The sequence below is a fragment of the Sphingomonas lacusdianchii genome (genome assembly GCF_022664395.1).
GTDB lineage: Bacteria > Pseudomonadota > Alphaproteobacteria > Sphingomonadales > Sphingomonadaceae > Sphingomonas > Sphingomonas lacusdianchii.
In genome coordinates, this window is record NZ_JAKRET010000009.1 from 75,266 (window position 1) to 97,782 (window position 22,517).

The following is a 22,517-nucleotide window of genomic DNA, read 5'->3' on the forward strand; positions in this document are numbered from 1 at the left end:
GGTGTCGGACTGGCTTACAAGCGTATCGAGAGCCCAGCGATGATTCGGCTGTTCAAACACTATATCCCGCACGCCGTCTTGCTGCTGGGGTTGCTCGACTTTCTGGCGCTGCTGGTCGCGGCCGAACTCGGCTGGGTCACGCGGGCGATGCAGATCGACATGGGCATCGACCCGATCCACACCCGTATCCCGCAATTGCTCAGCTTCGCGATCAGCCTCGAAACCGCCCTGGTCGCGGTCGGCATCTATGGCACCGATGCGCTGCAATCGATCAAGTTCGCCGCGGCCCGGCTGATCGTCGCGGTCGCGGTCGGCGCGATCCTGCTGGCGGTCGTGTTCTTCCTCGCGCCGTCGATCACCTTCTGGCGATCCAACCTCGTCTATGCGCTGGGCTTCGCGGCGGTGCTGCTGCTGGTGCTGCGCATCCTGACCGGCGCACTGCTTGGCGGACAGGCGTTCAAGCGGCGGATCATCGTGCTGGGGGCGGGGCCGCGTGCGCAGCGGCTGAAGGAACTGTGCCAGACCCCCGGCGCGGGTTTCGTCGTCGTCGGCTATGTCGCGATGAGCGAGGCGAACCGGGTGATCCCCGAAGCGATCGCCCGCGACGCCATCTACAACCTTGCCGACCATGTCGTGCTGCTCGGCGCATCCGAAGTCGTGCTGGCGCTGGAGGAGCGCCGCAACGCCCTGCCGCTCAAGGACCTGCTGCGCATCCGCACGACCGGGGTGCATGTGAACGAAATCTCGACCTTCCTCGAACGCGAGACGGGCCGGGTCGACCTCGACAGCGTCAGCCCGTCGTGGCTGATCTTCTCCGACGGCTTTTCGTCGGGACGAATGGTGTCGAGCGCGTTCAAGCGGCTGTTCGACGTGACCGCCAGCCTGTTGCTGCTGACGCTGACGCTGCCGGTGCTGGTCGTCGCCGCCATCGCGGTCAAGCTCGACAGCCGCGGGCCGGTCTTCTACCGCCAGCGCCGCGTCGGGCTGTACAGCACCGGCTTCGACATCCCCAAGCTGCGTTCGATGCGCACCGATGCCGAAGCGGCGGGCACCGCCATCTGGGCCGAAAAGAACGACCCGCGCATCACCCGCATCGGCCGCATCCTGCGCAAGACGCGGATCGACGAACTGCCGCAATGCTGGAGCGTGCTGATCGGCGAGATGAGCTTCGTCGGCCCCCGCCCCGAACGCCCCGAATTCGTGTCGGCGCTGGAGGACAAGCTGCCTTATTATGCCGAACGGCATATGGTGAAGCCCGGCATCACCGGCTGGGCACAGATCAACTATCCCTATGGCGCATCGATCGACGATGCCCGGCAGAAGCTCGAATACGACCTCTATTACGCCAAGAACTATTCGCCCTTCCTCGACCTGTTGATCCTGCTGCAGACGCTGCGCGTCGTGATCTGGTCGGGCGGCGCGCGGTGAGCCGATGCTGATCGGGATCATCGTCTGGGGCCATGCGATCGCCGCCTTGCTGTTCGGCGCGCTCGCCTTCTGGACCGCCGATCGCGGCGCGGCCGATGCCGCCCTGCCGCGCGGCTGGTTGTCGCTGTCGCTGGCGCTTACTGCGCTGTGGACGCTGTCGGTCGCCGGGATCGGCGACGGGCAGGCGATCTCGCATCTGTTCGCGGGGCTGCGCACGCTCGGCTGGCTGGTACTGCTGATCGCCATCCAGCATCGCGCCGGGGCGAACGGGGCGGGGCTCGGCCGCACGCTGGCTTATGGCAGCGTCGCGGCGGTCGATCTTGCGCAACTGGTCCTCGACCTCGCCGCCGCCGCCGCACCGGCGACCCAGGCGGCGGCGATGATCGCGCAGGTGTCGACGGTGCTTGGCGCACTGGCCGCGCTCGGCGCGTTGCTGCTGCTGCACGGCATGTTCCCGGCGGCGACGAGTGCGGCGACGCGGCTGGTGCTGGTCGCGGCGGGAGCCTTCTGGCTGATCGACGTCAATCTGTGCATCGCGGCCTATCTGCTGGGCCAGGTGCCGGGCGAACTGATCGCGGCGCGCGGCGTCGCGCTGGCGGCGCTGGCGCTGATCGTCGGGCTCGCACTGTCGCGGCCGGGCGAGGGCGGGATGCAATTGTCGCGGACCGCCACCTTCCACACGCTGTCGGTACTGGGGCTGATCGCCTATTTCGCCGTGACGATCATGGCGACCGGCCTGATCGCGACGCTGGGCGGTGCCTATGCCCGCATCGGTCAGACCGCGTTCGTGTTCGGATCGACCGTCGCGGTGCTGACCGCCGCCTCCTCGGGGTGGCTCAGGGCATGGGTGAAGGTCAAGCTGGTCAAGCACCTCTTCACCCATCGCTATGACTATCGCGCCGAATGGACCCGCTTCACCGAGACGCTGGGCGAACCGAAGGGCGCCGCGCCGCTCGACGAACGGCTGGTCAAGGCGGTGGCAGACCTCACCGATTCGCCCGCCGGGCTGCTGCTGGTCGCAAAAGGCGACGGACTGGCGGTCGAGGCGTCGTGGCGCTGGGAGGGGGATGCGCTGGGCGATGCCGGGGACAGCATCGCGCTGGCCGGCCATCTGCGTGCGACCGGCCGCATCCTCGAACTCGATCCGCTCCGCGAACGCTGCGACGGGCAGGACGGCGCGGCGGTTCCGGCGGCGATGCTGGCGCAAGGCGAGGCATGGGTGGTCGTACCGCTGCCGCATCTCGGGCAACTGACCGGGGCGATCCTGCTGGCGCGGCCGCTGGTCGCGCGTGCGCTCGACTGGGAGGATTTCGATCTGCTGCGCATCGCCGGGCGACAGGTGGCAAGCTATCTGGCCGAGGAACGTGCGCAATCGGCGCTGGCCGAGGCGCGCCGGTTCGAGGAATTCAACCGCCGCTTCGCATTCATCCTGCATGACGTGAAGAACATCGTCAGCCAGCTCAGCCTCGTCGCTCGCAACGCCGTGCGCCACGCCGACAATCCCGACTTCCGGGCCGACATGGTCGCGACGCTCAACGAATCGGCCACGCGAATGAACGATCTGCTCGCCCGCCTGTCCGAACGCGAGCCGGCGCGGGAACAGGCGCTGCGCCCGGTCGCGCTGGCGACCATCGCGGCGGGATCGGTGGCGCGGTTCCGGGCGCGGGGGGCGGTGGTGGTCGACGGGCCGGCGACGCTCTACGCCTCGGCCGATCCGACCCGGTTGCAGCAGGTGATCGACCATCTGGTCCACAATGCGCTCGATGCCGGTGGCGCTGATCCGGTCCGCATCGCGCTGGGCGAGACGGGCGACCTGGTCTGGGTCGAGGTGGTCGACACCGGCATCGGCATGACCGCGCAGTTCATCCGCGACGAGCTGTTCCGGCCGTTCGTGTCGTCGAAGCCGTCGGGCTTTGGCATCGGCGCGTTCGAGGCGCGCCAGTTGGCGGTGGCCATGGGTGGCCGGATCGATGTCGACAGCCAGCCCGGCCGGGGATCGCGCTTCCGCGTGACGCTGGCGGCGGCGGTCCCCGTGCTGGAGCAGGCGGCATGACGAACCGCAAGTGCCTGTTGATCGTCGAGGACGATGCCGGGCTGCAACGCCAGTTGCGCTGGGCCTATGAAGGCTATGACATCGTCGTCGCGGGCGACCGCGAGGCGGCGATCGCCGCCGTCCGGGCCGAGGAGCCGCAGGTGGTGACGCTCGACCTCGGCCTGCCGCCCGATCCCGACGGCGTGAGCGAGGGGTTTGCGACGATGGAGGCGATCCTCGCCATCAAGCCCGATACCAAGATCGTCGTCGCCAGCGGTCATGGCGACCGGACGAGCGCGCTGCGTGCCATCGATCTGGGCGCATGGGATTTCTATGCCAAGCCGATCGATATCGACGCGCTGGGGCTGATCGTCGCCCGTGCCTTCCACGTCCATGCGCTGGAGGCCGAGAATCGCCGTCTGGCGGAGCGGATCGAGGGGCAGGCGGTGCTGGGTGGGATGATTACCGCCGCGCCCGAAATGCTGAAGGTCACGCGGACCATCGAGCGCGTCGCCCCGGCCGACGTGTCGGTCATGCTGCTGGGCGCGTCGGGCACCGGCAAGGAATTGCTGGCGCGCGGGGTCCATGACGCGTCGCGGCGCAAGCGCGGCAATTTCATCGCCATCAACTGTGCCGCCATCCCCGAAACGCTGCTCGAAAGCGAGCTGTTCGGGCATGAGAAGGGCGCATTCACCGGCGCGGTCAAGACGACCGAGGGCAAGATCGAACAGGCGGCGGGCGGCACGCTGTTCCTCGACGAAATCGGCGACGTGCCGCTTGCCCTGCAGGTCAAGCTGCTGCGCTTCCTGCAGGAACGGGTGATCGAGCGGATCGGCGGGCGCAAGGCGATCCCGGTCGACACGCGCATCGTCTGCGCGACGCATCAGGATATCGACGCGATGGTCGCCGATGGCCGTTTCCGCGAAGACCTCTATTACCGGCTGGCCGAGATTGTGGTGCGCATCCCGTCGCTCAGCGAACGACCGGGCGATCCCGCGCTGCTGGCGCGCCACTTCCTCGACCGGCACGCGGCGCAGATGGGATTGGGGCAGAAGCGTTTCGCCCCCGACGCGCTCGCTGCGATCGAGGCATGGGGCTGGCCCGGCAATGTCCGCGAGCTGGAAAACCGGGTGAAGCGCGCGGCGATCATGGCCGATGGCAAGGCGGTGACTGCCGCCGATCTCGATCTGGGTGCCGCGCAGGCGATGTCGGGACCGATCAACCTGAAAGCGGTGCGCGAGGCGGCGGACCGCGCGGCGATCCGATCGGCGCTGGCGCAGGCGCAGGGCAATATCTCGGGCACCGCGCGCCTGCTCGGGATCAGCCGCCCGACGCTCTACGACCTGATGAAAAATTATGACCTGCAGCCCTGACCGATCGATCCGTGCGCTGCTCGGCATCGGCGGGCTGGCGATCGTCGCGGGGATGCTCGCCACGATCGGCGGCGTGCTGCCGGCGCGCGCCGATGCCGCCGATGCGAAGACCAAACTCGCGCAGGCGTTGGCACAATATGAGGGTGGCCATTGGACGCAAGCGCGCGAAGCGGCGCAGGCGGCGACCGCTGCCGATCCGAACTACGGTCTGGCGCAGGCGGTGCTGGCGCGCACCCATTTGGTGCTGGGCGAGGGGGGCGCGGCACAAGGGGCGATCGACCGCGCGATGGCGGCGGGCTTCGATCCCGAACGGGTCCATCAGCTCCGCGCCCATGCCCGGCTGTTGCAGGGTGATGCGACCGGCGCGATCGCCGAAGCCGACAAGACCCCGGCGCGCTATCGCCCCTATGCCGACCGCATCCGGGCACAGGCGTTGGCGGCGGGTGGCGACGTCGCCGCCGGGCTGAACGCATTGGAAGGAATCGTCGCCCGCGCCCCGCAGGACGCGGCGACCTGGGTCGCGCTGGGGCAGATGCGGATGGGGGCCGGCGACATGGTCGGCGCGATCAACGCCGCAGCGGCGGCGGTGAAGGCGGCGCCATCGTCTCCCGATGCGCTCCGGCTGCGCGCCGAAACGGTGCGCGCGCAATATGGGCTGGTCGCGGCGCTGCCGTGGTTCGAGGCGGCGTTGCAGCGCGATCCGTACGGTTACGACACGCTGATCGAATATGCGGCGACGCTCGGCGATGCCGGGCGCGCGGGTGCGATGCTGGACGCGGTGCGGCGGGCGATGGCGGTCCGGCCGGGCAGCGCACAGGGCTATTATCTGCAGGCGGTGCTCGCGGCGCGTGCGGGCGATTACGATACCGCGCGCAGCATTCTCGACAGGACCGGACGCGGCGTTGCCGGGGTGCCGGGGGCATTGCTGCTCGGCGCCTCGATCGATCTCGCGCAGGGCAATGCGGGGCAGGCGGCGGTCGCGCTACGCGAACTGGTCGCGCGGCAACCGACCAACGTCACCGCGCGCAAGCTGCTGGCGCTGGCGCTGCTGCAGGGCAACGCCGCACAGGACGCGCTCGACTATATCCGGCCGGCGGCGGCGCGGGGTGACGCGGACAGCTATACGTTGACGCTGGCGGCGCGCGCGATGGAGCGGCTGGGCGACCGGGCAGGGGCGGCGGCGATGCTCGACCGCGCCGCCTCGCCCGCCCGCGAACGATCAAGCGCGTTCGCGCCCGACGAGGATCTGGCGATGCTGGCCGAGGATGCACGGCTGACCCCGGGCGATCCGGCGGTGGCGGTGCCCTATATCCGCGCGCTGGCGGCTGCGGGCAACACCGCCGAAGCGGTCGCGGCGGCCCGGCGGGTCACGGCGGCCAATCCCGGCGCGCCGGCAGCGCAACTGGTGCTCGGCGATGCGCTGTCCGCCGCCGGGCGGATGGGCGAGGCGGCCGATGCCTATGCCCGCGCTGCCGCGACCCGCTTCGACGAGGCGACGATGCTGCGACTGGTCGACGCGCGCGACCGCGCCGGGCAGCGCGCGCAGGCGAGCGCGGCGCTGTCGCTCTACCTTGCGCAGAACCCGACGAGCGTCGCCGCGCTGCGGCTCGCGGGGCAGTGGCAGGCGGCGGCCGGCGAAGACGCTGCCGCGATCGACACGCTCGAACGGCTGCGCGCGCTGGTCGGCGACCGCGATGCGGCGGTGCTGGCCGGACTCGCCAACGCCTATGCCGGTACCGGACAGCCGGGCATCGCGCAGGATTATGCCGCCGCCGCCTACCGCATCGCGCCGGCCAATCCGCTGGTCGCCGATGCGCTCGGCTGGGCATTGTTCGCGAACGACAATATCGGCGCGGCGATCCCGGTGATGGCGAAGGCGGTGCGGATCGCGCCCGCCCATGCCGGCATCCGCTGGCACATGGCGCAGATCGCCGCCGCCGCCGGGGACCGTCCGGCGGCCATCGCCAATGCCCGTGCGGCATTGGCGGACAAGGGCTTTGCCGATCGCGCCGCGGCGCAGGCGTTGATCGCGGGGTAGCGGCTGGTTAGGGCGGCGGCATGACCGATCCGCTCCTTCGCATCGCCGCCGCGCTCGAACGCCTGTCGCCACCGCCGCCGCCCGCCGCCGATCCGCTGGCGCATCCGGCCTATGGCTGGGACGGGGCGGTGCTGTCGGCCGCGCGCGGGTTCCGGCCGCTGCCGATCGGGCGGCTGGTCGGTATCGATGCGCAACGCGACGCGCTGACCGCCAATCTGGCGCGGCTGGCGGCGGGGGCAGCGGCGCATGACGTGCTGCTCTGGGGCGCGCGCGGCTCCGGCAAGTCGGCGCTGGTCAAGGCGGCGGTGGGTCAGGTGCAGGCCGATGGCGGCAGGCTGGCACTGGTCGAGGCACCGGCGACCGCGCTCGCCAGACTGCCCGCGCTGTTCGCGCTGCTCTCATCGGTCGAACGGGCGTTCGTGGTGTTCGTCGACGATCTCGGCTTCGACACGCCCGCCGATGGCCGCGCGCTGCGATCGTTGCTGGAGGGCGGCGCGGAGGGTCGCCCGCCGAACGTACGGCTGATCGTCACCGCCAACCGCCGCCACCTCGTGCCCCGCGACCTCAAGGAACAGGACAGCGCCATCAACCCGCGTGACGGCATCGACGATGCGCTGGCGCTGGCCGACCGCTTCGGCCTGTCGCTCGGCTTCCATGTCGTCGATCAGGATCATTATGTCGCGATCGTCGAGCGCTATTGCGCGGCATACGACCTGCCGTTCGATGCGCAGGCCGCGATCAACTGGGCCACGAAACGCGGCAGCCGCTCCGGGCGCGTGGCGTGGCAGTACGTAACCGAACTGGCCGGACAGCACGGCAAGGCCATCTAATTCCTCCCCGCGCAGCGGGGAGGAGCTTCAGGCCTCCGCCATCTCCGCCAGCGCCAGCCAACGCTCCTCCGCCGCATCCTTTTCGGCCCGCGCTTTGTCGATCTGCGCGGTCAGTGCTGCGAAGCGCTTCGGGTCCTTCGTATACAGCACCGGATCGGCCAGTAGCGCCTCGTCGCGTTCGATCGCCGCCTCCAGTTCCTCGATACGCTTGGGCAGCAGGTCGAGGTCGCGCTGGTCCTTGTAGCTCATCTTGGTCGATTTGGGCTTCGGCGCGGCCTCGACCGGCTTCGCGGCCTTGGCCTTCGCCACGGTCCGCTCGCGCCGTTTCGCGACCCAGTCGGCATAGCCGCCCGGCACGACATCGACATGGCCGCTGCCGTCCAGCCCCAGCGTCACCGTCACCGTCCGGTCGAGAAAGTCGCGGTCGTGGCTGACGATCAGCACCGTGCCGGCATAATCCCCGATCACTTCCTGCAACAGATCGAGCGTTTCGAGGTCGAGATCGTTGGTCGGTTCGTCGAGCACCAGCAGGTTCGACGGCCGCGCAAATTCACGGGCGAGCAACAGCCGCGACCGCTCGCCCCCCGACAGCGTGCCGATCCGCGCCTCGGCGATCGACGGATCGAACAGGAACTCCTTCAGATAGCCATGAACATGCTTCTTGGAGCCGTTGACCTCGATCCAGTCGCCGCCATCGGCCAGCACGTCGCGCACCCGCTTTTCAGGCGCCATCAGCTTGCGTTGCTGGTCGATGACGATGCCGTCCAGCGTCTGCGCGCGCATGATCTTGCCCGCATCCGGCTCCAGATCGCCGGTCAGCAGCCGCAGCAGCGTCGTCTTGCCCGCGCCATTGCCGCCGACGATGCCGATCCGGTCGCCGCGCCGCACCCGCAGCGAAAAGTCCTTGAGCACCGTGCGGTCGCCGAACGCCTTGGTCACATGCTCGGCGTCGATCACGACCTTGGTCTTGGTGTCGTCGGCCTCGACCTGGATCTTGGCGGTGCCCTGCGGCCCCTGCATCGCCGCCCGCTGCGCCCGCAATTCGTGCAGCTTTTCCAGCCGCCCCATATTGCGCTTGCGCCGCGCGGTGACGCCGCGATGGAGCCAATGCTCCTCGATCTTCAGCTTCGCGTCCAGCCGCTGCGCCGCACGCTCCTCTTCGGCGGCGGCCTGTTCCATCCACGCCTCGAACCCGCCGAAACCGATCTCCGCCCGGCGGATGCCGCCACGATCGAGCCACAGCGTCGATTTGGTCAGCCGCGTCAGGAAGGTCCGGTCGTGGCTGATGACGATGAACGCGCCGTTGAAGCGGTTCAGCCACTCCTCCAGCCATTCGATCGCCGACAGGTCGAGATGGTTGGTCGGTTCGTCGAGCAGTAGCACGTCGGGATTTTCCGCCAGCGCGCGCGCGATCGCCGCCCGCCGCCGCTCGCCGCCCGAGGCCGTGGCGGCTTCGCGGTTCAGGTCGATGCCCAGCTGATCGGCGATGGCGTCGACCTCGTGCTCGGCGGGCGCACGCGGTCCGCGCAGCGCGAAGTCGCGCAGCGTCGCATAGCCGTCGACCTGCGGGTCCTGTTCCAGCAGCACGACATGCGTGCCCGGCACGATCGTCCGCCGCCCTTCATCGGCATCGATCGACCCGGCGATCAGCTTCAGCAGCGTCGTCTTGCCAGCACCATTGCGCCCGATCAGCGCCAGCCGGTCCCGCTGCCCGACATGGATGTCGAGTCCGCGAAACAGCCAGCCATTGCCCTGGATCAATCCAAGGCCCTCATAGGACAATATCGGTGCAGCCATGTGTGGCAGGTAAGCCGCAGTCGCGAACGAAGCAAGTTACGCCAGCCTGTCTGCCCTATTCACGGGGTGTTCAAGGCCCTGCCCCTATGCCACGCCCTATGTCGATGGTCGTTCGGTTCCTCGTTCCGGGATTGCTGGCGGTATCGGGGGTCGCGCAGGCGATGCCCGATCAGTTGCTGCGCGATCATCAGGCGGCCCGGACCGCGCGGGCGGAAGGCAGGATCCTGCCGCTGCGCGAGATCGAGCGCCGCGTCGTTCCGCAGGTTCGCGGCGCGCAGTATCTCGGCTTCGACTATGATCCCGATCGCGGGATTTACACGCTCAAATTCCTGCGCGATGGGGCGGTGATCTGGGTCGATGTCGATGCCCGTACCGGCCAGGTCACCGGCCGCAGTCGTTAAGCAACTAGGGGAGAACAGCCGATGCGCGTCCTGATCGTCGAGGACGAACCCAATCTCGGCCGCCAGCTGCGTGCCACGCTGGAGGGTGCGGGCTATGCCGTCGACCTCGCCACCGATGGCGAGGAGGGGCATTTTCTCGGGTCGACCGAAACCTATGATGCGATCATCCTCGACCTCGGCCTGCCCGAGATCGACGGGCTGACCGTGCTCGACCGCTGGCGCAAGGAAGGGCGCAGCGCCCCGGTGCTGGTGCTGACCGCGCGCGACAGCTGGTCGGACAAGGTAGCGGGGCTGGATGCCGGCGCCGACGACTATGTCGCCAAGCCGTTCCAGACCGAGGAACTGATCGCCCGCCTTCGCGCGCTGATCCGTCGTGCCTCGGGCAATGCCTCGGCCGAACTGACCGCGGGCGACATCCGCCTCGACACGCGTTCGGGCAAGGTCACGCGCGCCGGCGAGCCGGTGAAGCTGACCGCGCAGGAATATAAGCTGCTGAGCTACCTGCTGCATCACAAGGGCAAGGTGGTAAGCCGCACCGAGCTGATCGAACATATCTACGATCAGGATTTCGACCGCGATTCGAACACGATCGAAGTGTTCGTGACGCGCATCCGCAAGAAGCTGAGCGCCGACGTCATCACGACGATCCGGGGCTTGGGCTACAGCCTCGACGAACCGGGCGCGCCGAAGCCGGCGGGCGCCGAGGACTGAGCACAACATGGCGACCGGCGCCGACCCTGCCCCCCGCGCGCCGGCGCCGCGGCCCTATGTCCGGGTGACGGGGTCGCTGTCGCGGCGGATGATCGTCGTCGCGGCGTTGTGGATCATGCTGCTGCTGGCCGGCGGCGGCTTCGCGCTCGACCGTGTGCTGGTGTCGGCGGTGACGCGCAACACCGATGACGGGCTCGAATATCTGCTCAACTCGCTGATCGTCTCGGCGGAGATCGATTCGACCGGCGAGGTGACGTTCAACCGCCAGCTGTCCGACCAGCGGTTCCTCGAACCCTATTCGGGGCTGTACTGGCAGGTGAGCGGCCCGGGGCACGAAACCTGGCCGTCCCGTTCGCTCTGGGACCGCAAGCTGCCGGTCGATCGCAGTCATCGCTATACCGATATTCGCGTCTATGACGCCAAACCCTTTCCCGAACAGAAGCTGCGCATCGTCGAGCGCGACTTGACGCTGCCGGGATCGTCGACCGTCTGGCGGTTCCAGGTCGCCGAATCGCGCGACGTGCTCGATGGGCTGATCGCCGCGCTGCGCAAGACGCTGGTGCGCTCGTTTGCGCTGCTCGGGCTGGGGCTAATCGTCATGGCGACGCTCCAGACCTGGTACGGCCTGCTGCCCTTGCGCGCGGTGCGCGATGCGATCGCGCGGCTGCGCGCCGGGCAGTCGGCGCGGGTCGAGGGATCGATGCCCGCCGAAGTCGCGCCGTTGGTCGAGGAACTCAACGCGCTGGTCGAACATAACGACCGGCAGGCGGAGGAGGCGCGGCGTCATGCCGGCAACCTCGCCCATGCGCTCAAGACCCCGCTGACCGTCATCATGAATGCCGCCGCTGCCGGGCAGGACGATCTGGCCGACACCGTCATCCGCGAGGCGCGGACGATGCGGCGGCAGGTCGACCACCATCTCGCTCGCGCCCGCGCGGTCGGGCGGCGCGGATCGGCGCACAGCCGCGCGGAGGTCTGGACCTCGGTCGAGGCAGTCGAGCGTGCCGTCGCCCGCCTCTATCCCAATGTCCGCATCGATATCGACGGGCAGAAGGATCTGGTCGCGCGGATCGAGCGGCAGGACCTCGACGAAATTCTCGGCAATCTGGTCGAGAACGCCGCCAAATATGGCGGGGGCAGCGTATTCGTGACGGTGCGCGCCGATGCCGGCTTCGTCGAACTGCTGGTCGAGGATGACGGGCGCGGCATCCCGGAGGCCGACCGGCTGCGCATCTTCGATCGTGGCGTGCGACTTGATTCGGGCAAGCCCGGCACCGGCCTCGGCCTCGCCATCGTCCGCGATGTCGCGGAGATTTACGAGGGCACCGCCTCACTTGAGGAAAGTGAGGACCTCGGCGGATTGCTGGTCAGGTTGCGGCTGCCGGCTGCCTGAAGGTCGCGCATCGCCTCCGACGCGATCGTCACGCTGCGCTTGCGCGCCTCCGGATCGAACATCGCGCCGGTGATGATGACCTCATCGACCTGGGTGCGATCGATGAACTTGGCCAGCCCCGCGCGTACCGTCTCCGGCCCCCCGATCGCCGAACATTCGAGGACATGGTCGAGGATCGCATTGCCCTTCGCACCGATCCGCTCGCGATAGCCGTCGACCGGCGGGGGCAGCTCGATCGGCTGGCCGGTACGGATCGCGACGAACATCTGTTCGGTCGAACTGGCGAGCAGCCGGGCCTCCGTATCGGTATCGGCGGCCAGCACGTTGAACGCCGCCGCTGCATAAGGTTTGTCGAGCACCGCCGACGGCCGGAAGTTGCGCCGATACGCCTCCAGCGCCTGATCGAGCGCCGCCGGCGCGAAGTGCGAGGCGAAGGCATAGGGCAAGCCGAGCATCGCCGCGAGCTGTGCGCCGAACAGCGACGACCCGAGGATCCACAAATCGACCTTTGCCCCGGCCCCCGGCACCGCGCGAATGCCGCCGCGCGCATCATCGGCGAAGTAACGCTGCAGCTCGACCACGTCCTGCGGAAAGGCGTTGGGATCGCTATCCAAAGTCCGGCGCAGCGCGCGGGCGACGATCTGGTCCGATCCCGGTGCGCGACCCAAACCGAGGTCGATCCGCCCCGGATACAGCGCGTCGAGCGTACCGAACTGTTCGGCGATGGTCAGCGGCGCATGGTTGGGCAGCATGATCCCGCCCGCACCGACGCGGATCGCCTTGGTCGCGGCGGCGATATGCCCGATCACCACCGCCGTCGCCGCGCTGGCGATACCGGGCATGCCGTGATGTTCCGCCACCCAGTAGCGATGATAGCCAAGGGCTTCGGCATGGGTGGCAAGGTCGGCAGCGGCGGCCAGCGCTTCGCCGGGGGTGCCCCCCTGACGGACGGGGACGAGGTCGAGCATCGAATAGCGGGTCATGGCAAGGAGATGGGGCGTCGGTTGCCGATTGCTACCCAACTCCGCATTGCCCGGCCCCAAGCAAAGCTACAGCAGCAACTCGCCCCGCATCACGGTGACGCACTGCCCGCCCAATATAGCACGATCCCCGGCCAGCCTACAGGTCAGTTGCCCGCCCCGTGCGCTCGCCTGATAGGCGGTGAAGCGCTCGCGTCCCAGCCGTTCGGCCCAGAACGGGGCGAGCGCAGCATGCGCCGATCCGGTCACCGGGTCCTCATCGACGCCCCATGCGGGCACGAACACCCGGCTGACGATATCGGCGACATCGCCGGGCGCGGTGACGATCGCCATTACCTCGCACGCCGACAGCGCCGCCATGTCCGGCGCACAGGCGCGCACCGCCGCCGCGTCGGAGAGCAGGATAATGCTGGTCTGCTGCGCGCCGGAAACGCTGGCGAACACCTCGCCGTCGCACCCCAGCGCCGCCAGCAACGCCGCGTCCGGCGCAGGCGCGACGCGCGTCACCGGCAGGTCGAGCGTATAGCCATCGCCGTTGCGCCGGACGGTCAGCACCCCGGCCTTGCGCGTGGCGAAGCGGACCGCGTCTCGGTCACCCAACACGACATGCCCGCTCGCCAGCGTGGCATGGCCGCACATCGCGACCTCGACGGTCGGGGTGAACCAGCGCAGTTCATAGTCTGCCGCGCCGTCCATCGGCACGAGGAACGCCGTTTCCGACCGATTATGTTCGCGCGCGATCGACTGGAGCAGCGCATCGTCGGGCCATGCGTCGAGCAGCATCACCGCCGCCGGATTGCCCGCGAACGGCCGGTCGGCGAACGCGTCGACGACCGTGAACGGCATTGCCATCAATAACTGCCCACGCGCTTGCCGAACCAGTGCGGGGTCACGTCCGCCTCGACCAGCGGGTTGTCGGTGTCGACATGGCCTTCGGGATCGAGATGTATAAGTACCTCCACCTTGGGAAAGGCGCGGCGGAGCGCGTGTTCGACATTCTCGACCACGTCATGCGCATCGGCGACGGTCATGTCGCGCGCGACCTCCATATGGAATTGCGCGAAGTCGTGGCTGCCCGAGCGGCGCGTGCGGAAGTCGTGGATGCCGCGCAACCCGTCCTGCCGGGCGGCGACCTCGAGGAACGCGCGGCGCTCCTCCTCCGGCCATTCCTTGTCCATCAACTGGTCGATCGCCTGGCTCGACGCCTGGAACGCACCCCAGCCCAGCCACAGCGCGATCAAAATGCCCATCACCGGATCGGCGCCGCGAATGTGGAATACCTGGTCGAGCACCATCGCGACGATCACCGCGAGGTTGAGCAACAGGTCGGACTGGTAATGGACATTGTCGGCGCGGATCGCGACCGATCCGGTGCGGTTGATGATCGATTTCTGGTAGGCAAGCAGCGCAAAGGTCGCGATCATCGCGATCACCGACACGCCGATGCCGAATTCGACGTCCTGCGTCTCGCCCGGCGCGCCGAAGGCGGCGATGGCTCGCCATGCGATGCCCGCTGCGGAGGCGGTGATGAGCATCACCTGAAACAGCGCCGCCAGCGCCTCCGCCTTGCCATGGCCGAAGCGATGGTCATGGTCGGCCGGCGTCGCGGCGAGGCGCACGCCGTACAGCGTCACGAGGCTGGCGAGCAGGTCGAGCGCGGTGTCGGCAAGGCTGCCCAGCATCGCCACCGACCCGGTATGCCATGCCGCGAACCCCTTCAGTCCCAGCAGGAACAGCGCCATCGTCACCGACGCGATGGCGGCGCGGGTGGCGAGCGGGATCACCCGCTTGCGTTCAATCTCGGTCATGGGAACAACAATCCTTCCGACCAGCCATTGGCGGTCGCGGTGAACAGGCGGCGTTCGTGCAGCCGGTGCGCACGATCCTGCCAGAACTCGATGACCTTCGGCGTCACGCGATAACCGCCCCAAAAGGGTGGGCGTGGCACGTCCTGTCCCGCGAACCGGTCCGACATTTCGACAAAGCGCGTCTCGAACGTCTCGCGCGAATCGAGCGGGCGCGACTGGTCCGATGCCCAAGCGCCAAGCTGCGAATCGCGGCTGCGCGACGCGAAATAGGCGTCGGATTCGGCATCGCTCGCCAGCGTCACCGGCCCTTCGATCCGGATTTGCCGACGCAGCGATTTCCAGTGGAAGAGCAAGGCGGCGTTGGGATTGGCGGCCAGGTCGGCGGCCTTGCGCCCCTCGCGATTGGTGTAGAAGACGAAACCATCGGGGCCATGACCCTTCAGCAGCACCATCCGCACCGACGGCCGTCCGGCGGTATCGGCGGTCGCCAGCGCCATCGCATTGGGATCATTGGGTTCGCTGGTTCTGGCTTCGGCGAACCATTGATCGAACAGGTCGAAAGGATCGGTCATGCGGCGCCACATACGCCCTTTCGCCGACGATTTCACCCCGGCGCGATCGATGCGCGCGGAACGACTCATTCCGCTGCGAATTGAATCGGTTGAGCAACGATTCAGGGGGAAATGGCGATGGCGGCGCGCGCATATTGGCAGGGGCAGATTCGCCTCGCCCTCGTCTCGATCCCGGTCGAAATCTACAGCGCGACCAAATCGGGGGCGAGCATCAGCTTTCGCCAGATCCACGAACCCAGCGGCAAGCCGATCCATTACGAGAAATCGGTGACCGGCATCGGCCCCGTCGACCCCGACGAGATCATGAAGGGCTATCAGATCGAGAAGGGCGAATATGTCCTGCTCGATCAGGAGGAGATCGACGCGGTCAAGCTGGAGTCGAAAAAGACGCTTGAGCTGACCCAGTTCGTCGACGCGCACGAGATCGACGTGATCTATTATGAGAAGCCTTATTTCGTGGTGCCCGCCGACGATCTCGCCGAAGAGGCGTTCATCGTGCTGCGCGAGGCGCTGAAGCGCACGAAGAAGGTGGGGCTGGGCCAGCTGGCGCTGCGCGGGCGCGAATATGTCGTCAGCCTCAAACCCTGTGGCCGCGGGCTGGTGCTGGAGACGCTGCGCTATGCCGACGAGGTCAACCGGGCGCAGGGCTATTTCCGCGACATCCCCGATGCCAAGCCCGACGAGGACCTGCTCGACCTCGCCGAGACGCTGATCGCCAAGAAGACCGCGAAGTTCGACCCGCAGGAGTTTCACGACCGCTATGTCGATGCGCTGAAGGATCTGGTCGAGCGCAAGGTGAAGGCCAAGGGGCGCAAGATCGTCGATACCAGCGAAGAGGAACGCCCGAGCGGCGGCAATGTCGTCGACCTGATGGCCGCGCTCAAGAAATCGCTGGAGAAGGGCGGCGCGGCAAAGGCGAGCGACGACAAGCCCGCGCCCAAGAAACGCGCCGCCCCCAAGGCCAAGCCGGTCGCCAAGACCACCGCCCGCAAGCCGGCGGCGCGCAAGCGCGCCTGACATGGCCGGCAAATCCGATCCGCTGGCAAGCTATAATGCCAAGCGTGATTTCGCACGAACCGCCGAACCGGCCGGGACGCTGGCGAAAGGCAAGGGCAACCGCTTCATCGTCCAGAAGCACGACGCCACCCGGCTGCACTATGATTTCCGGCTCGAGATCGATGGCGTGCTCAAAAGCTGGGCGGTGACGCGCGGCCCCAGCATCGATCCCGATCAGAAGCGCCTCGCCGTCCGCACCGAGGATCATCCTTTATCCTACGCGGAATTCGAGGGCGTGATCCCGGCGGGCGAATATGGCGGCGGCACGGTGATGCTGTGGGACGAGGGGACATGGTCGCCGATCAAGGGCAAGTCGGCGAAGGATCTGGACAAGGGGCATCTCCATTTCGTGCTGGCGGGCACGCGGATGCGCGGCGAATGGCTGCTGGTCCGCCTGAAACCCAGGGGCAAGGAGAAGCGCGAGAACTGGCTGCTGCGCAAGGTTGCCGATGGCGAAGCCGGTGGTACCGACACGCTGACCGATACGCTGCTGACCAGCGTCAAGACCGGGCGGACGATGGAGGAGATCGCCGCCGAAAAGCCGCCAGCGAAGGCGAAGAAGCGGGCCAAGGCCAAGGCAAGTCGACCCGATTTTACCGAACCGCAACTGGCGACGCTGGTCGACAGCGTGCCGGCGGGCAGCAACTGGCTGCACGAGGTCAAATATGACGGCTATCGCATCCTGATCGCGACCGGTGGCGACGGTCCGCGCCTCTATACCCGCACCGGGCTGGACTGGACGGACAAGTTTCCGGGCATCGCCGAGGCCGCGGCAAGCCTGCCGCCGGGGCTGCTGCTCGATGGCGAGGTCGTGGCGTTGCACGACGGCAAGCCCGACTTCTCGACGCTGCAGGCGGCGATCAAGGAAGGCGGCGACATGCGCTGTTTCCTGTTCGACCTGCTGGTGGATGGCGAGGGCGACCGGCGCGACGAACCGCTGGTGCGGCGCAAGGAACGGTTGCAGGCGGCGCTGGCCGATGCCGATGCGCGGCTGGCCTATTCCGAGCACGTCACCGGATCGGGCGAGCAACTGTTCGAGGCGATGTGCCGTGAGGGGTATGAGGGGATCGTGTCGAAAGCGGCCGACGCCCCCTATCGCGGCACCCGGAGCAGAGCCTGGGTGAAGGTCAAATGCACCCATCGACAGGAATTCGTCATCGTCGGCTGGAGCCCCAGCGAGGCGCGGGGGCGGCCGTTCAAGTCGTTGCTACTGGCGGTGCAGGGCGAGGACGGGCTGCGCTATGCCGGGCGGGTCGGCACCGGGTTCGACGCCGCGACCATGGCGGAAGTGCGCGACGCGCTGGCGCCGCTGGAGCGCAAGACCGCGCCGCTCGACCTGCCGGCACCGGTGCGGCGCGGGGCGCGGTTCGTGAAGCCCGAACTGGTCGCCGAGATCGCCTTCGCCGAATTCACTGCGGATCAGATCGTCCGCCATGCCAGCTTTCTGGGGCTGCGCGGCGACAAGGCGGCCAAGGACGTGGTGCGCGAGACGCCGGCGCCGGTCGAGCGGACGTCGGCGGTGCGGATCACCAGTGCCGACCGGGTGATCTTTCCGGGCGACCGGCTGACCAAGGGTGATCTGGCCGACTATGTCGATGCGGTCGCGCCGCTGTTGCTGCCATGGGCGGCGAACCGGCCGATCAGTCTGGTGCGCTGTCCGCAGGGGCGGGCGAAAGCGTGCTTCTTCCAGAAACATGATGCGGGCAGCTTCGGCGATGCGGTCTTGTCGGTCGAGATTGCCGAGAAGGATGGCGGGCGCGAACCCTATCTGTTCGTGCGCGATGCCGCCGGGCTGCTGGCCTGCGTGCAGATGGGGACGATCGAGTTTCACGGCTGGGGTTCGGGCGTCGGTGACGTCGAGCGGCCCGACCGGATGGTGTTCGACCTCGACCCCGATGAGGGGCTCGATTTCGGCGACGTGAAGCGCGCGGCGCACGACCTGCACCGGCATCTCGCCGATCTCGGGCTGGCGAGCTTTGCGATGCTGTCGGGGGGGAAGGGCGTGCATGTCGTGGTGCCGCTGACCCCGCAGGCGCAGTGGCCGGCGGTCAAGGATTTCGCCGATCGCTTCTCGCGCGCCTTGGCGCAGGCGGAGCCCGATCGCTTCGTCGCGACGATGGCGAAGGCGAAGCGCAAAGGGCGCATCTTCATCGACTGGCTGCGCAACCAGCGCGGCAGCACCGCCGTGCTGCCCTATTCGGCGCGGGCACGGGCCGGGGCGCCGGTGGCGGCCCCGGTCGCATGGCGCGAACTCGACGACATCGACAGCCCGGCGCGCTGGACGATCCGCGACGCTACGGAATTGCTGAAACGCGCCGACAGCCGGCTGCTCGCCGGCTGGGGCGTCGCCGATCAGGTGTTGCCCGACCGGTGATTACTGCGCGTGGCGCTCCGCCAGCGCGCGTTCCCACGACAGCGCGTCGCGGACGATCTGGTCGAGATCGGCATGTTGCGGGCGCCAGGGCAGCGTCGACAGGATGGTGCTGTTGTCGGCGACCAGCGCGTCGGGATCGCCGGCGCGACGCCCTTCGAGCCGGCGGTCGATGGTCAGGTTGGTGACCCGGTCGACGGCGTCGAGCACTTCGAGGACCGAATAGCCGCGGCCATAGCCGGCGTTCATCGTGTGGTTCCTGGTTGGATCGGCCATCAGCAGGTCGAGCGCATGGACATGCGCATCGGCAAGGTCGGTGACATGGATATAGTCGCGCACGCCGGTGCCGTCGGGGGTCGCGAAATCGGTGCCATAGACGCCGACATGGCTGCGCTTGCCGATCGCCGCCTCGACCGCGACCTTGATGAGGTGGGTGGCGCCCGCCGTCGACTGGCCCGAGCGGCCTTTGGGGTCGGCGCCCGCCACGTTGAAATAGCGCAGCGCGGCATAGTTGATCGGATGCGCGGCGGCGACGTCGGCCAGCATGATTTCGGTCATCAGCTTCGACATGCCGTACGGATTGATCGGCTGTTTCGGGCTGTCCTCGCGCACCGGCACGACCTCGGGAATGCCATAGGTCGCGGCGGTCGAGGAGAAGATGAAGTGCTTCACCCCTTCGGCCACCGCGCTTTCGATCAGGCTGCGCGAGGCGGCGGTGTTGTTGCGGTAATATTTGAGCGGGTTCTCGACCGATTCGGGCACGACGACCGATCCGGCGAAGTGGAGGATGGCATGGACCTTGTGCTCGCGCAGCGCCGCGCGGACGGCATTGTCGTCGGCGATGTCGGCGACGACCAGCGCGGCGCGCGAATCGACCGCCCAGTCGAAGCCGGTGACCAGATTGTCGATCACGACGACATCATGTCCGGCGTCGAGCAACGCCAGCACCGCATGGCTGCCGATATACCCCGCCCCGCCCGTAACCAGAACCTTGCCGTCGCTCATCTTGTCTGTCCCCGATTGTACCGCCGCAGCGCGCGCCTATCTCCCTGACAGAAGGAGATTACGCAATGGCTACCGAACAGGCGATCTTCGCCGGTGGATGTTTTTGGTGTACCGAAGCGGTATTTCGCGATGTGATCGGCGTCGAACAGGTCGAAAGCGGCTATATCGGCGGCACGACCGAGCATCCGACCTACATGCAGGTCTGTGGCGGCGATACCGGCCATGCCGAAGCGATCCGCGTCACCTATGACCCTGCCGTGATCGGCTATGACGAGCTGCTCGACATCTTCTTCGCGACGCATGATCCGACGCAGCTCAACCGCCAGGGCAATGACGTAGGTACGCAATATCGCTCGGCAATCTTCCCGATGTCGGACGCGCAGGAAGCGGCGGCGCGCGCCGGGATCGAGCGGGCGGGCGAAGGTCGCGGCAAGATCGTGACGACCATCGAGCCGCTGACGACCTGGTATCCGGCCGAGGATTATCATCAGGAATATTGGGAAGGCGAAGGACAGCGCAATCCCTATTGCCTAGCGGTCATTCCGCCCAAGTTGCAGAAGCTTCGCAAGAGCTTTGCTGCGCGGACGCGGAGTGCCGAGACCGCCTGATCGCACCCGGAACCGATGTAAATGGCGCTGGCCTGTTATGGGCCTTTTGTGCAAGGGCCGTGCCAACCATGGCGCGGCCCTTGTGTCGTCCCCGGGAAATTGCTATTCGGAACATGGCCTTGGGGGCATATGACATGGGGGCGATGGACGACCCCGCGGCGACGGAGCGGCTGGCGGCGATACGCGAATATCGCCTGACACAGCCGACCGGGGACGCGGCGCAGGACGATCTGGTTCGGTTGGCGGCACAGATTTGTGCGGCCCCGGTCGCGCTCGTCACCGTCATCGATACCGATTGGCAGTGGTTCTCCGCCCGGGTCGGCACCGACGCGCCCGGCACCTCGCTCGACGACGCGATCTGTGTCCACGCGCTTGATGCCGAGGACATGTTGGTCATCCCCGACCTGTCGACCGATCCCCGCACCCGCGACAGCGGGATCGTGACCGCCGGACCGATGGTGCGCTTCTACGCGGGCGTGCCGTTGCGCCTGAACGGTGTGGCGATCGGGACGCTGTGCGTGCTCGATATCGTGCCCCGGCCGGAGGGAATGAGCGACCTCCAGCGCGAGATGATGCACAGCCTCGCGCGACAGGTGGTGACGACGCTGGAGACGCGGCGGCTGCTCGCCGAACGCGAAGCCACGCTGGCACGCATCGCCGATGCCGAGACGGCGCTCAGCGGCAACGAGCAGCGCTGGCAGGGATTGTTCGAGAATCTAGGCGATGGCTTCGCACTGGGTGAGGCGCTTCGCGGCGAGGACGGTCGGGTCGTCGACTGGCAGTTCTTCGACGCCAATCCGGCGTGGTACGCGCTATGGGGTATCGATCGCGCGACGATGCTGGCCAAGACCGGACGAGTGCTCGACCTGGCCGCACCGGCGCGCTGGGCCGACGACCTGCACGGATTGTTGCGCGACGGGACCCCGGTCGGCTTCGTCCACCATATCCCGACGCTGCGTCGCTGGTTTCGCGGACATTGTTTCCGCATCGACAGCGAACGCTTCGGCGCGATCCTGCAGGACATTACCGACGAACGTGGTGCCGATGGTCGGCAGAACGCGCTGATCGAACTCGGCGACATGTTGCGCGACTGTCACGACGCCGCTGCGGTAGCGCAGGTCGCCTCGACACTGGTCGGCGAGACATTGGACGTCGCCGGGGCCGGATTCGGCCGCATCGATGCGACGACGACGCATATCGAGATCGAACCCGACTGGACGCGCGCGGGCGGGCCGATGCTGGCCGGGCGGCGCAATCTTTGCGATTTCGGCGCACTCCATGATGCGATCGAGCGCGGGGAGGCGGTGGTCGTACGCGACGTGCAGACCGATTCACGCACGCTGGGTCGCGCCGATGCGTTGCTGGCGATGCCGATCGGCGCCTTCGTCATCGTGCCCGTGCGCCGCGACGGCCGTACCGTGTCGGCATTTCTGGTCCATGACCCCGCGCCCCGCGGCTGGCGGTCGGAGGAGATCGGGTTCCTGCGCAAGGTCGCGGACCGGGTCGAGGTCGGCATGGGGCAGGTCGAATCGGAGGCGCGCCAGAGCCTGTTGATCCAGGAACTGGCGCACCGGTTGAAGAATACGCTGTCGATGGTGCAGGCGATCGCGTCGCAGACGTTGCGCGGCGCGGTCGATCGTGAGCCGCTCGCCGCGTTCGAGCGGCGACTACAGGCCTTGGGTGTCGCGCATGACGTGCTGGTCGACCGCAACTGGGTCGGTGCCGATATGCGCGCGACGATCGGTCAGGTGCTGGCGGTGTTCGGCTGCGACGATCGCATCATGCTGTCGGGCGGCGACGTCGCGCTTGGTGCGCGCGCGGCGCTTTCGCTGGCGCTGATCCTGCACGAACTGGGCACGAACGCCGTCAAATATGGCGCGCTTTCCAACGCTGACGGCCTGGTATCGATCGACTGGACCGTTACCGACGGCGTGCTTCGCTTCGACTGGCGCGAGGCGGGCGGTCCGCCCGTATGGACGCCGAGCCGGCGCGGTTTCGGATCGAAGCTGTTGCGATTGGGACTGACCGGGAATGGCGACAGCGAGATCTGCTTCGATCCGGCGGGGATCATCGTGACCATGCGCGCGACCCTGTCCGACCTGACCGCAAGTTGA

18 protein-coding genes are annotated in these 22,517 nt (G+C 67.9%); 12 read left to right on the plus strand and 6 right to left on the minus strand.

Annotation, left to right across the window (positions count from 1 at the left end):
• Positions 1-39: 39 nt before the first annotated feature.
• Genes MF607_RS13310 through MF607_RS13330 form a run of 5 tightly spaced genes read left to right on the plus strand, consistent with a single transcriptional unit; the run spans position 40 to position 7,701 of the window.
• Positions 40-1,428, plus strand: coding sequence for a TIGR03013 family XrtA/PEP-CTERM system glycosyltransferase (locus tag MF607_RS13310; protein ID WP_242119541.1), 1,389 nt, complete (start codon positions 40-42; stop codon positions 1,426-1,428).
• Between the two features lie 4 nt (positions 1,429-1,432).
• Positions 1,433-3,481 carry an XrtA/PEP-CTERM system histidine kinase PrsK gene (prsK, locus tag MF607_RS13315; RefSeq protein WP_242119544.1) on the plus strand — a complete coding sequence of 683 codons (2,049 nt, stop codon included), beginning with the start codon at positions 1,433-1,435 and terminating at the stop codon, positions 3,479-3,481.
• A complete protein-coding gene (gene prsR, locus MF607_RS13320; protein ID WP_242119546.1) occupies positions 3,478-4,833 on the plus strand; it encodes a PEP-CTERM-box response regulator transcription factor in 1,356 nt (451 codons plus the stop codon). The genes prsK and prsR overlap by 4 nt, the downstream gene beginning before the upstream one ends.
• Positions 4,817-6,871 (plus strand): tetratricopeptide repeat protein, encoded by a 2,055-nt coding sequence (locus MF607_RS13325; RefSeq protein WP_242119548.1) that lies wholly within the window; start codon positions 4,817-4,819, stop codon positions 6,869-6,871. Before prsR ends, MF607_RS13325 begins: the two co-directional genes overlap by 17 nt.
• Positions 6,872-6,891: 20 nt before the next feature.
• The gene (locus MF607_RS13330; RefSeq protein ID WP_242119551.1) at positions 6,892-7,701 is read left to right on the plus strand and encodes a DUF815 domain-containing protein; all 810 of its coding nucleotides are present in this window, start codon (positions 6,892-6,894) and stop codon (positions 7,699-7,701) included.
• 27 nt (positions 7,702-7,728) lie between these two features.
• Here MF607_RS13330 and MF607_RS13335 read toward each other — a convergent pair whose 3' ends face one another.
• Positions 7,729-9,498: an ATP-binding cassette domain-containing protein gene (locus tag MF607_RS13335; RefSeq protein ID WP_242119554.1), complete on the minus strand. Its 1,770-nt coding sequence runs from the start codon at positions 9,496-9,498 to the stop codon at positions 7,729-7,731.
• Between the two features lie 98 nt (positions 9,499-9,596).
• Here MF607_RS13335 and MF607_RS13340 point away from each other — a divergent pair, with 98 nt between their 5' ends.
• From MF607_RS13340 to MF607_RS13350, 3 genes are read left to right on the plus strand one after another with little or no spacing between them, the layout of a single operon-like run.
• A complete protein-coding gene (locus tag MF607_RS13340; RefSeq protein WP_242119556.1) occupies positions 9,597-9,899 on the plus strand; it encodes a PepSY domain-containing protein in 303 nt (100 codons plus the stop codon).
• Positions 9,900-9,920: 21 nt separating this feature from the next.
• On the plus strand, positions 9,921-10,610 hold the full coding sequence (locus MF607_RS13345) for a response regulator transcription factor (protein WP_242119558.1): 690 nt from the start codon (positions 9,921-9,923) through the stop codon (positions 10,608-10,610).
• A gap of 7 nt (positions 10,611-10,617) precedes the next feature.
• Positions 10,618-12,003, plus strand: coding sequence for a sensor histidine kinase (locus MF607_RS13350; RefSeq protein ID WP_242119561.1), 1,386 nt, complete (start codon positions 10,618-10,620; stop codon positions 12,001-12,003).
• On the opposite strand, the gene MF607_RS13355 is transcribed toward MF607_RS13350, so the two are convergent.
• From MF607_RS13355 to pdxH, 4 genes are all read right to left on the minus strand, one after another.
• The gene (locus MF607_RS13355; RefSeq protein WP_242119563.1) at positions 11,925-12,986 is read right to left on the minus strand and encodes an LLM class flavin-dependent oxidoreductase; all 1,062 of its coding nucleotides are present in this window, start codon (positions 12,984-12,986) and stop codon (positions 11,925-11,927) included. The two genes, MF607_RS13350 and MF607_RS13355, sit on opposite strands and share 79 nt — an antisense overlap.
• 66 nt (positions 12,987-13,052) lie before the next feature.
• A complete protein-coding gene (locus MF607_RS13360; RefSeq protein ID WP_242119564.1) occupies positions 13,053-13,835 on the minus strand; it encodes a PhzF family phenazine biosynthesis protein in 783 nt (260 codons plus the stop codon).
• The gene (locus MF607_RS13365) at positions 13,835-14,791 is read right to left on the minus strand and encodes a cation diffusion facilitator family transporter (protein ID WP_242119567.1); all 957 of its coding nucleotides are present in this window, start codon (positions 14,789-14,791) and stop codon (positions 13,835-13,837) included. Before MF607_RS13365 ends, MF607_RS13360 begins: the two co-directional genes overlap by 1 nt.
• Positions 14,788-15,363: a pyridoxamine 5'-phosphate oxidase gene (gene pdxH, locus MF607_RS13370; RefSeq protein WP_242119569.1), complete on the minus strand. Its 576-nt coding sequence runs from the start codon at positions 15,361-15,363 to the stop codon at positions 14,788-14,790. The genes MF607_RS13365 and pdxH overlap by 4 nt, the downstream gene beginning before the upstream one ends.
• 117 nt (positions 15,364-15,480) lie before the next feature.
• Between pdxH and ku the strand changes: the two genes are divergently transcribed.
• Both ku and ligD read left to right on the plus strand, forming a co-directional pair.
• Entirely contained in the window at positions 15,481-16,380 is a 900-nt protein-coding gene (gene ku / locus MF607_RS13375; RefSeq protein ID WP_242119572.1) for a non-homologous end joining protein Ku, read from the plus strand.
• Between the two features lies 1 nt (position 16,381).
• A complete protein-coding gene (ligD, locus tag MF607_RS13380) occupies positions 16,382-18,793 on the plus strand; it encodes a DNA ligase D (protein ID WP_242119574.1) in 2,412 nt (803 codons plus the stop codon).
• Here ligD and galE read toward each other — a convergent pair whose 3' ends face one another.
• Complete coding sequence (gene galE / locus MF607_RS13385; protein ID WP_242119576.1) at positions 18,794-19,795, minus strand: UDP-glucose 4-epimerase GalE; 1,002 nt, start codon at positions 19,793-19,795, stop codon at positions 18,794-18,796.
• Positions 19,796-19,860: 65 nt separating this feature from the next.
• On the opposite strand from galE, the gene msrA reads away from it, so the two are divergent.
• Both msrA and MF607_RS13395 read left to right on the plus strand, forming a co-directional pair.
• Positions 19,861-20,403 carry a peptide-methionine (S)-S-oxide reductase MsrA gene (msrA, locus tag MF607_RS13390; RefSeq protein WP_242119578.1) on the plus strand — a complete coding sequence of 181 codons (543 nt, stop codon included), beginning with the start codon at positions 19,861-19,863 and terminating at the stop codon, positions 20,401-20,403.
• 143 nt (positions 20,404-20,546) lie between these two features.
• Entirely contained in the window at positions 20,547-22,517 is a 1,971-nt protein-coding gene (locus MF607_RS13395; protein ID WP_242119580.1) for a GAF domain-containing protein, read from the plus strand.

Bases quoted from the DNA above. Each gene is read 5' to 3' on its own strand.
- MF607_RS13310 (WP_242119541.1), top strand. From the start codon at position 40: ATGATTCGGCTGTTCAAACACTATATCCCGCACGCCGTCTTGCTGCTG.
- prsK (WP_242119544.1), top strand. From the start codon at position 1,433: ATGCTGATCGGGATCATCGTCTGGGGCCATGCGATCGCCGCCTTGCTG.
- prsR (WP_242119546.1), top strand. From the start codon at position 3,478: ATGACGAACCGCAAGTGCCTGTTGATCGTCGAGGACGATGCCGGGCTG.
- MF607_RS13325 (WP_242119548.1), top strand. From the start codon at position 4,817: ATGACCTGCAGCCCTGACCGATCGATCCGTGCGCTGCTCGGCATCGGC.
- MF607_RS13330 (WP_242119551.1), top strand. From the start codon at position 6,892: ATGACCGATCCGCTCCTTCGCATCGCCGCCGCGCTCGAACGCCTGTCG.
- MF607_RS13335 (WP_242119554.1), bottom strand. From the start codon at position 9,498: ATGGCTGCACCGATATTGTCCTATGAGGGCCTTGGATTGATCCAGGGC.
- MF607_RS13340 (WP_242119556.1), top strand. From the start codon at position 9,597: ATGTCGATGGTCGTTCGGTTCCTCGTTCCGGGATTGCTGGCGGTATCG.
- MF607_RS13345 (WP_242119558.1), top strand. From the start codon at position 9,921: ATGCGCGTCCTGATCGTCGAGGACGAACCCAATCTCGGCCGCCAGCTG.
- MF607_RS13350 (WP_242119561.1), top strand. From the start codon at position 10,618: ATGGCGACCGGCGCCGACCCTGCCCCCCGCGCGCCGGCGCCGCGGCCC.
- MF607_RS13355 (WP_242119563.1), bottom strand. From the start codon at position 12,986: ATGACCCGCTATTCGATGCTCGACCTCGTCCCCGTCCGTCAGGGGGGC.
- MF607_RS13360 (WP_242119564.1), bottom strand. From the start codon at position 13,835: ATGGCAATGCCGTTCACGGTCGTCGACGCGTTCGCCGACCGGCCGTTC.
- MF607_RS13365 (WP_242119567.1), bottom strand. From the start codon at position 14,791: ATGACCGAGATTGAACGCAAGCGGGTGATCCCGCTCGCCACCCGCGCC.
- pdxH (WP_242119569.1), bottom strand. From the start codon at position 15,363: ATGACCGATCCTTTCGACCTGTTCGATCAATGGTTCGCCGAAGCCAGA.
- ku (WP_242119572.1), top strand. From the start codon at position 15,481: ATGGCGGCGCGCGCATATTGGCAGGGGCAGATTCGCCTCGCCCTCGTC.
- ligD (WP_242119574.1), top strand. From the start codon at position 16,382: ATGGCCGGCAAATCCGATCCGCTGGCAAGCTATAATGCCAAGCGTGAT.
- galE (WP_242119576.1), bottom strand. From the start codon at position 19,795: ATGAGCGACGGCAAGGTTCTGGTTACGGGCGGGGCGGGGTATATCGGC.
- msrA (WP_242119578.1), top strand. From the start codon at position 19,861: ATGGCTACCGAACAGGCGATCTTCGCCGGTGGATGTTTTTGGTGTACC.
- MF607_RS13395 (WP_242119580.1), top strand. From the start codon at position 20,547: ATGGACGACCCCGCGGCGACGGAGCGGCTGGCGGCGATACGCGAATAT.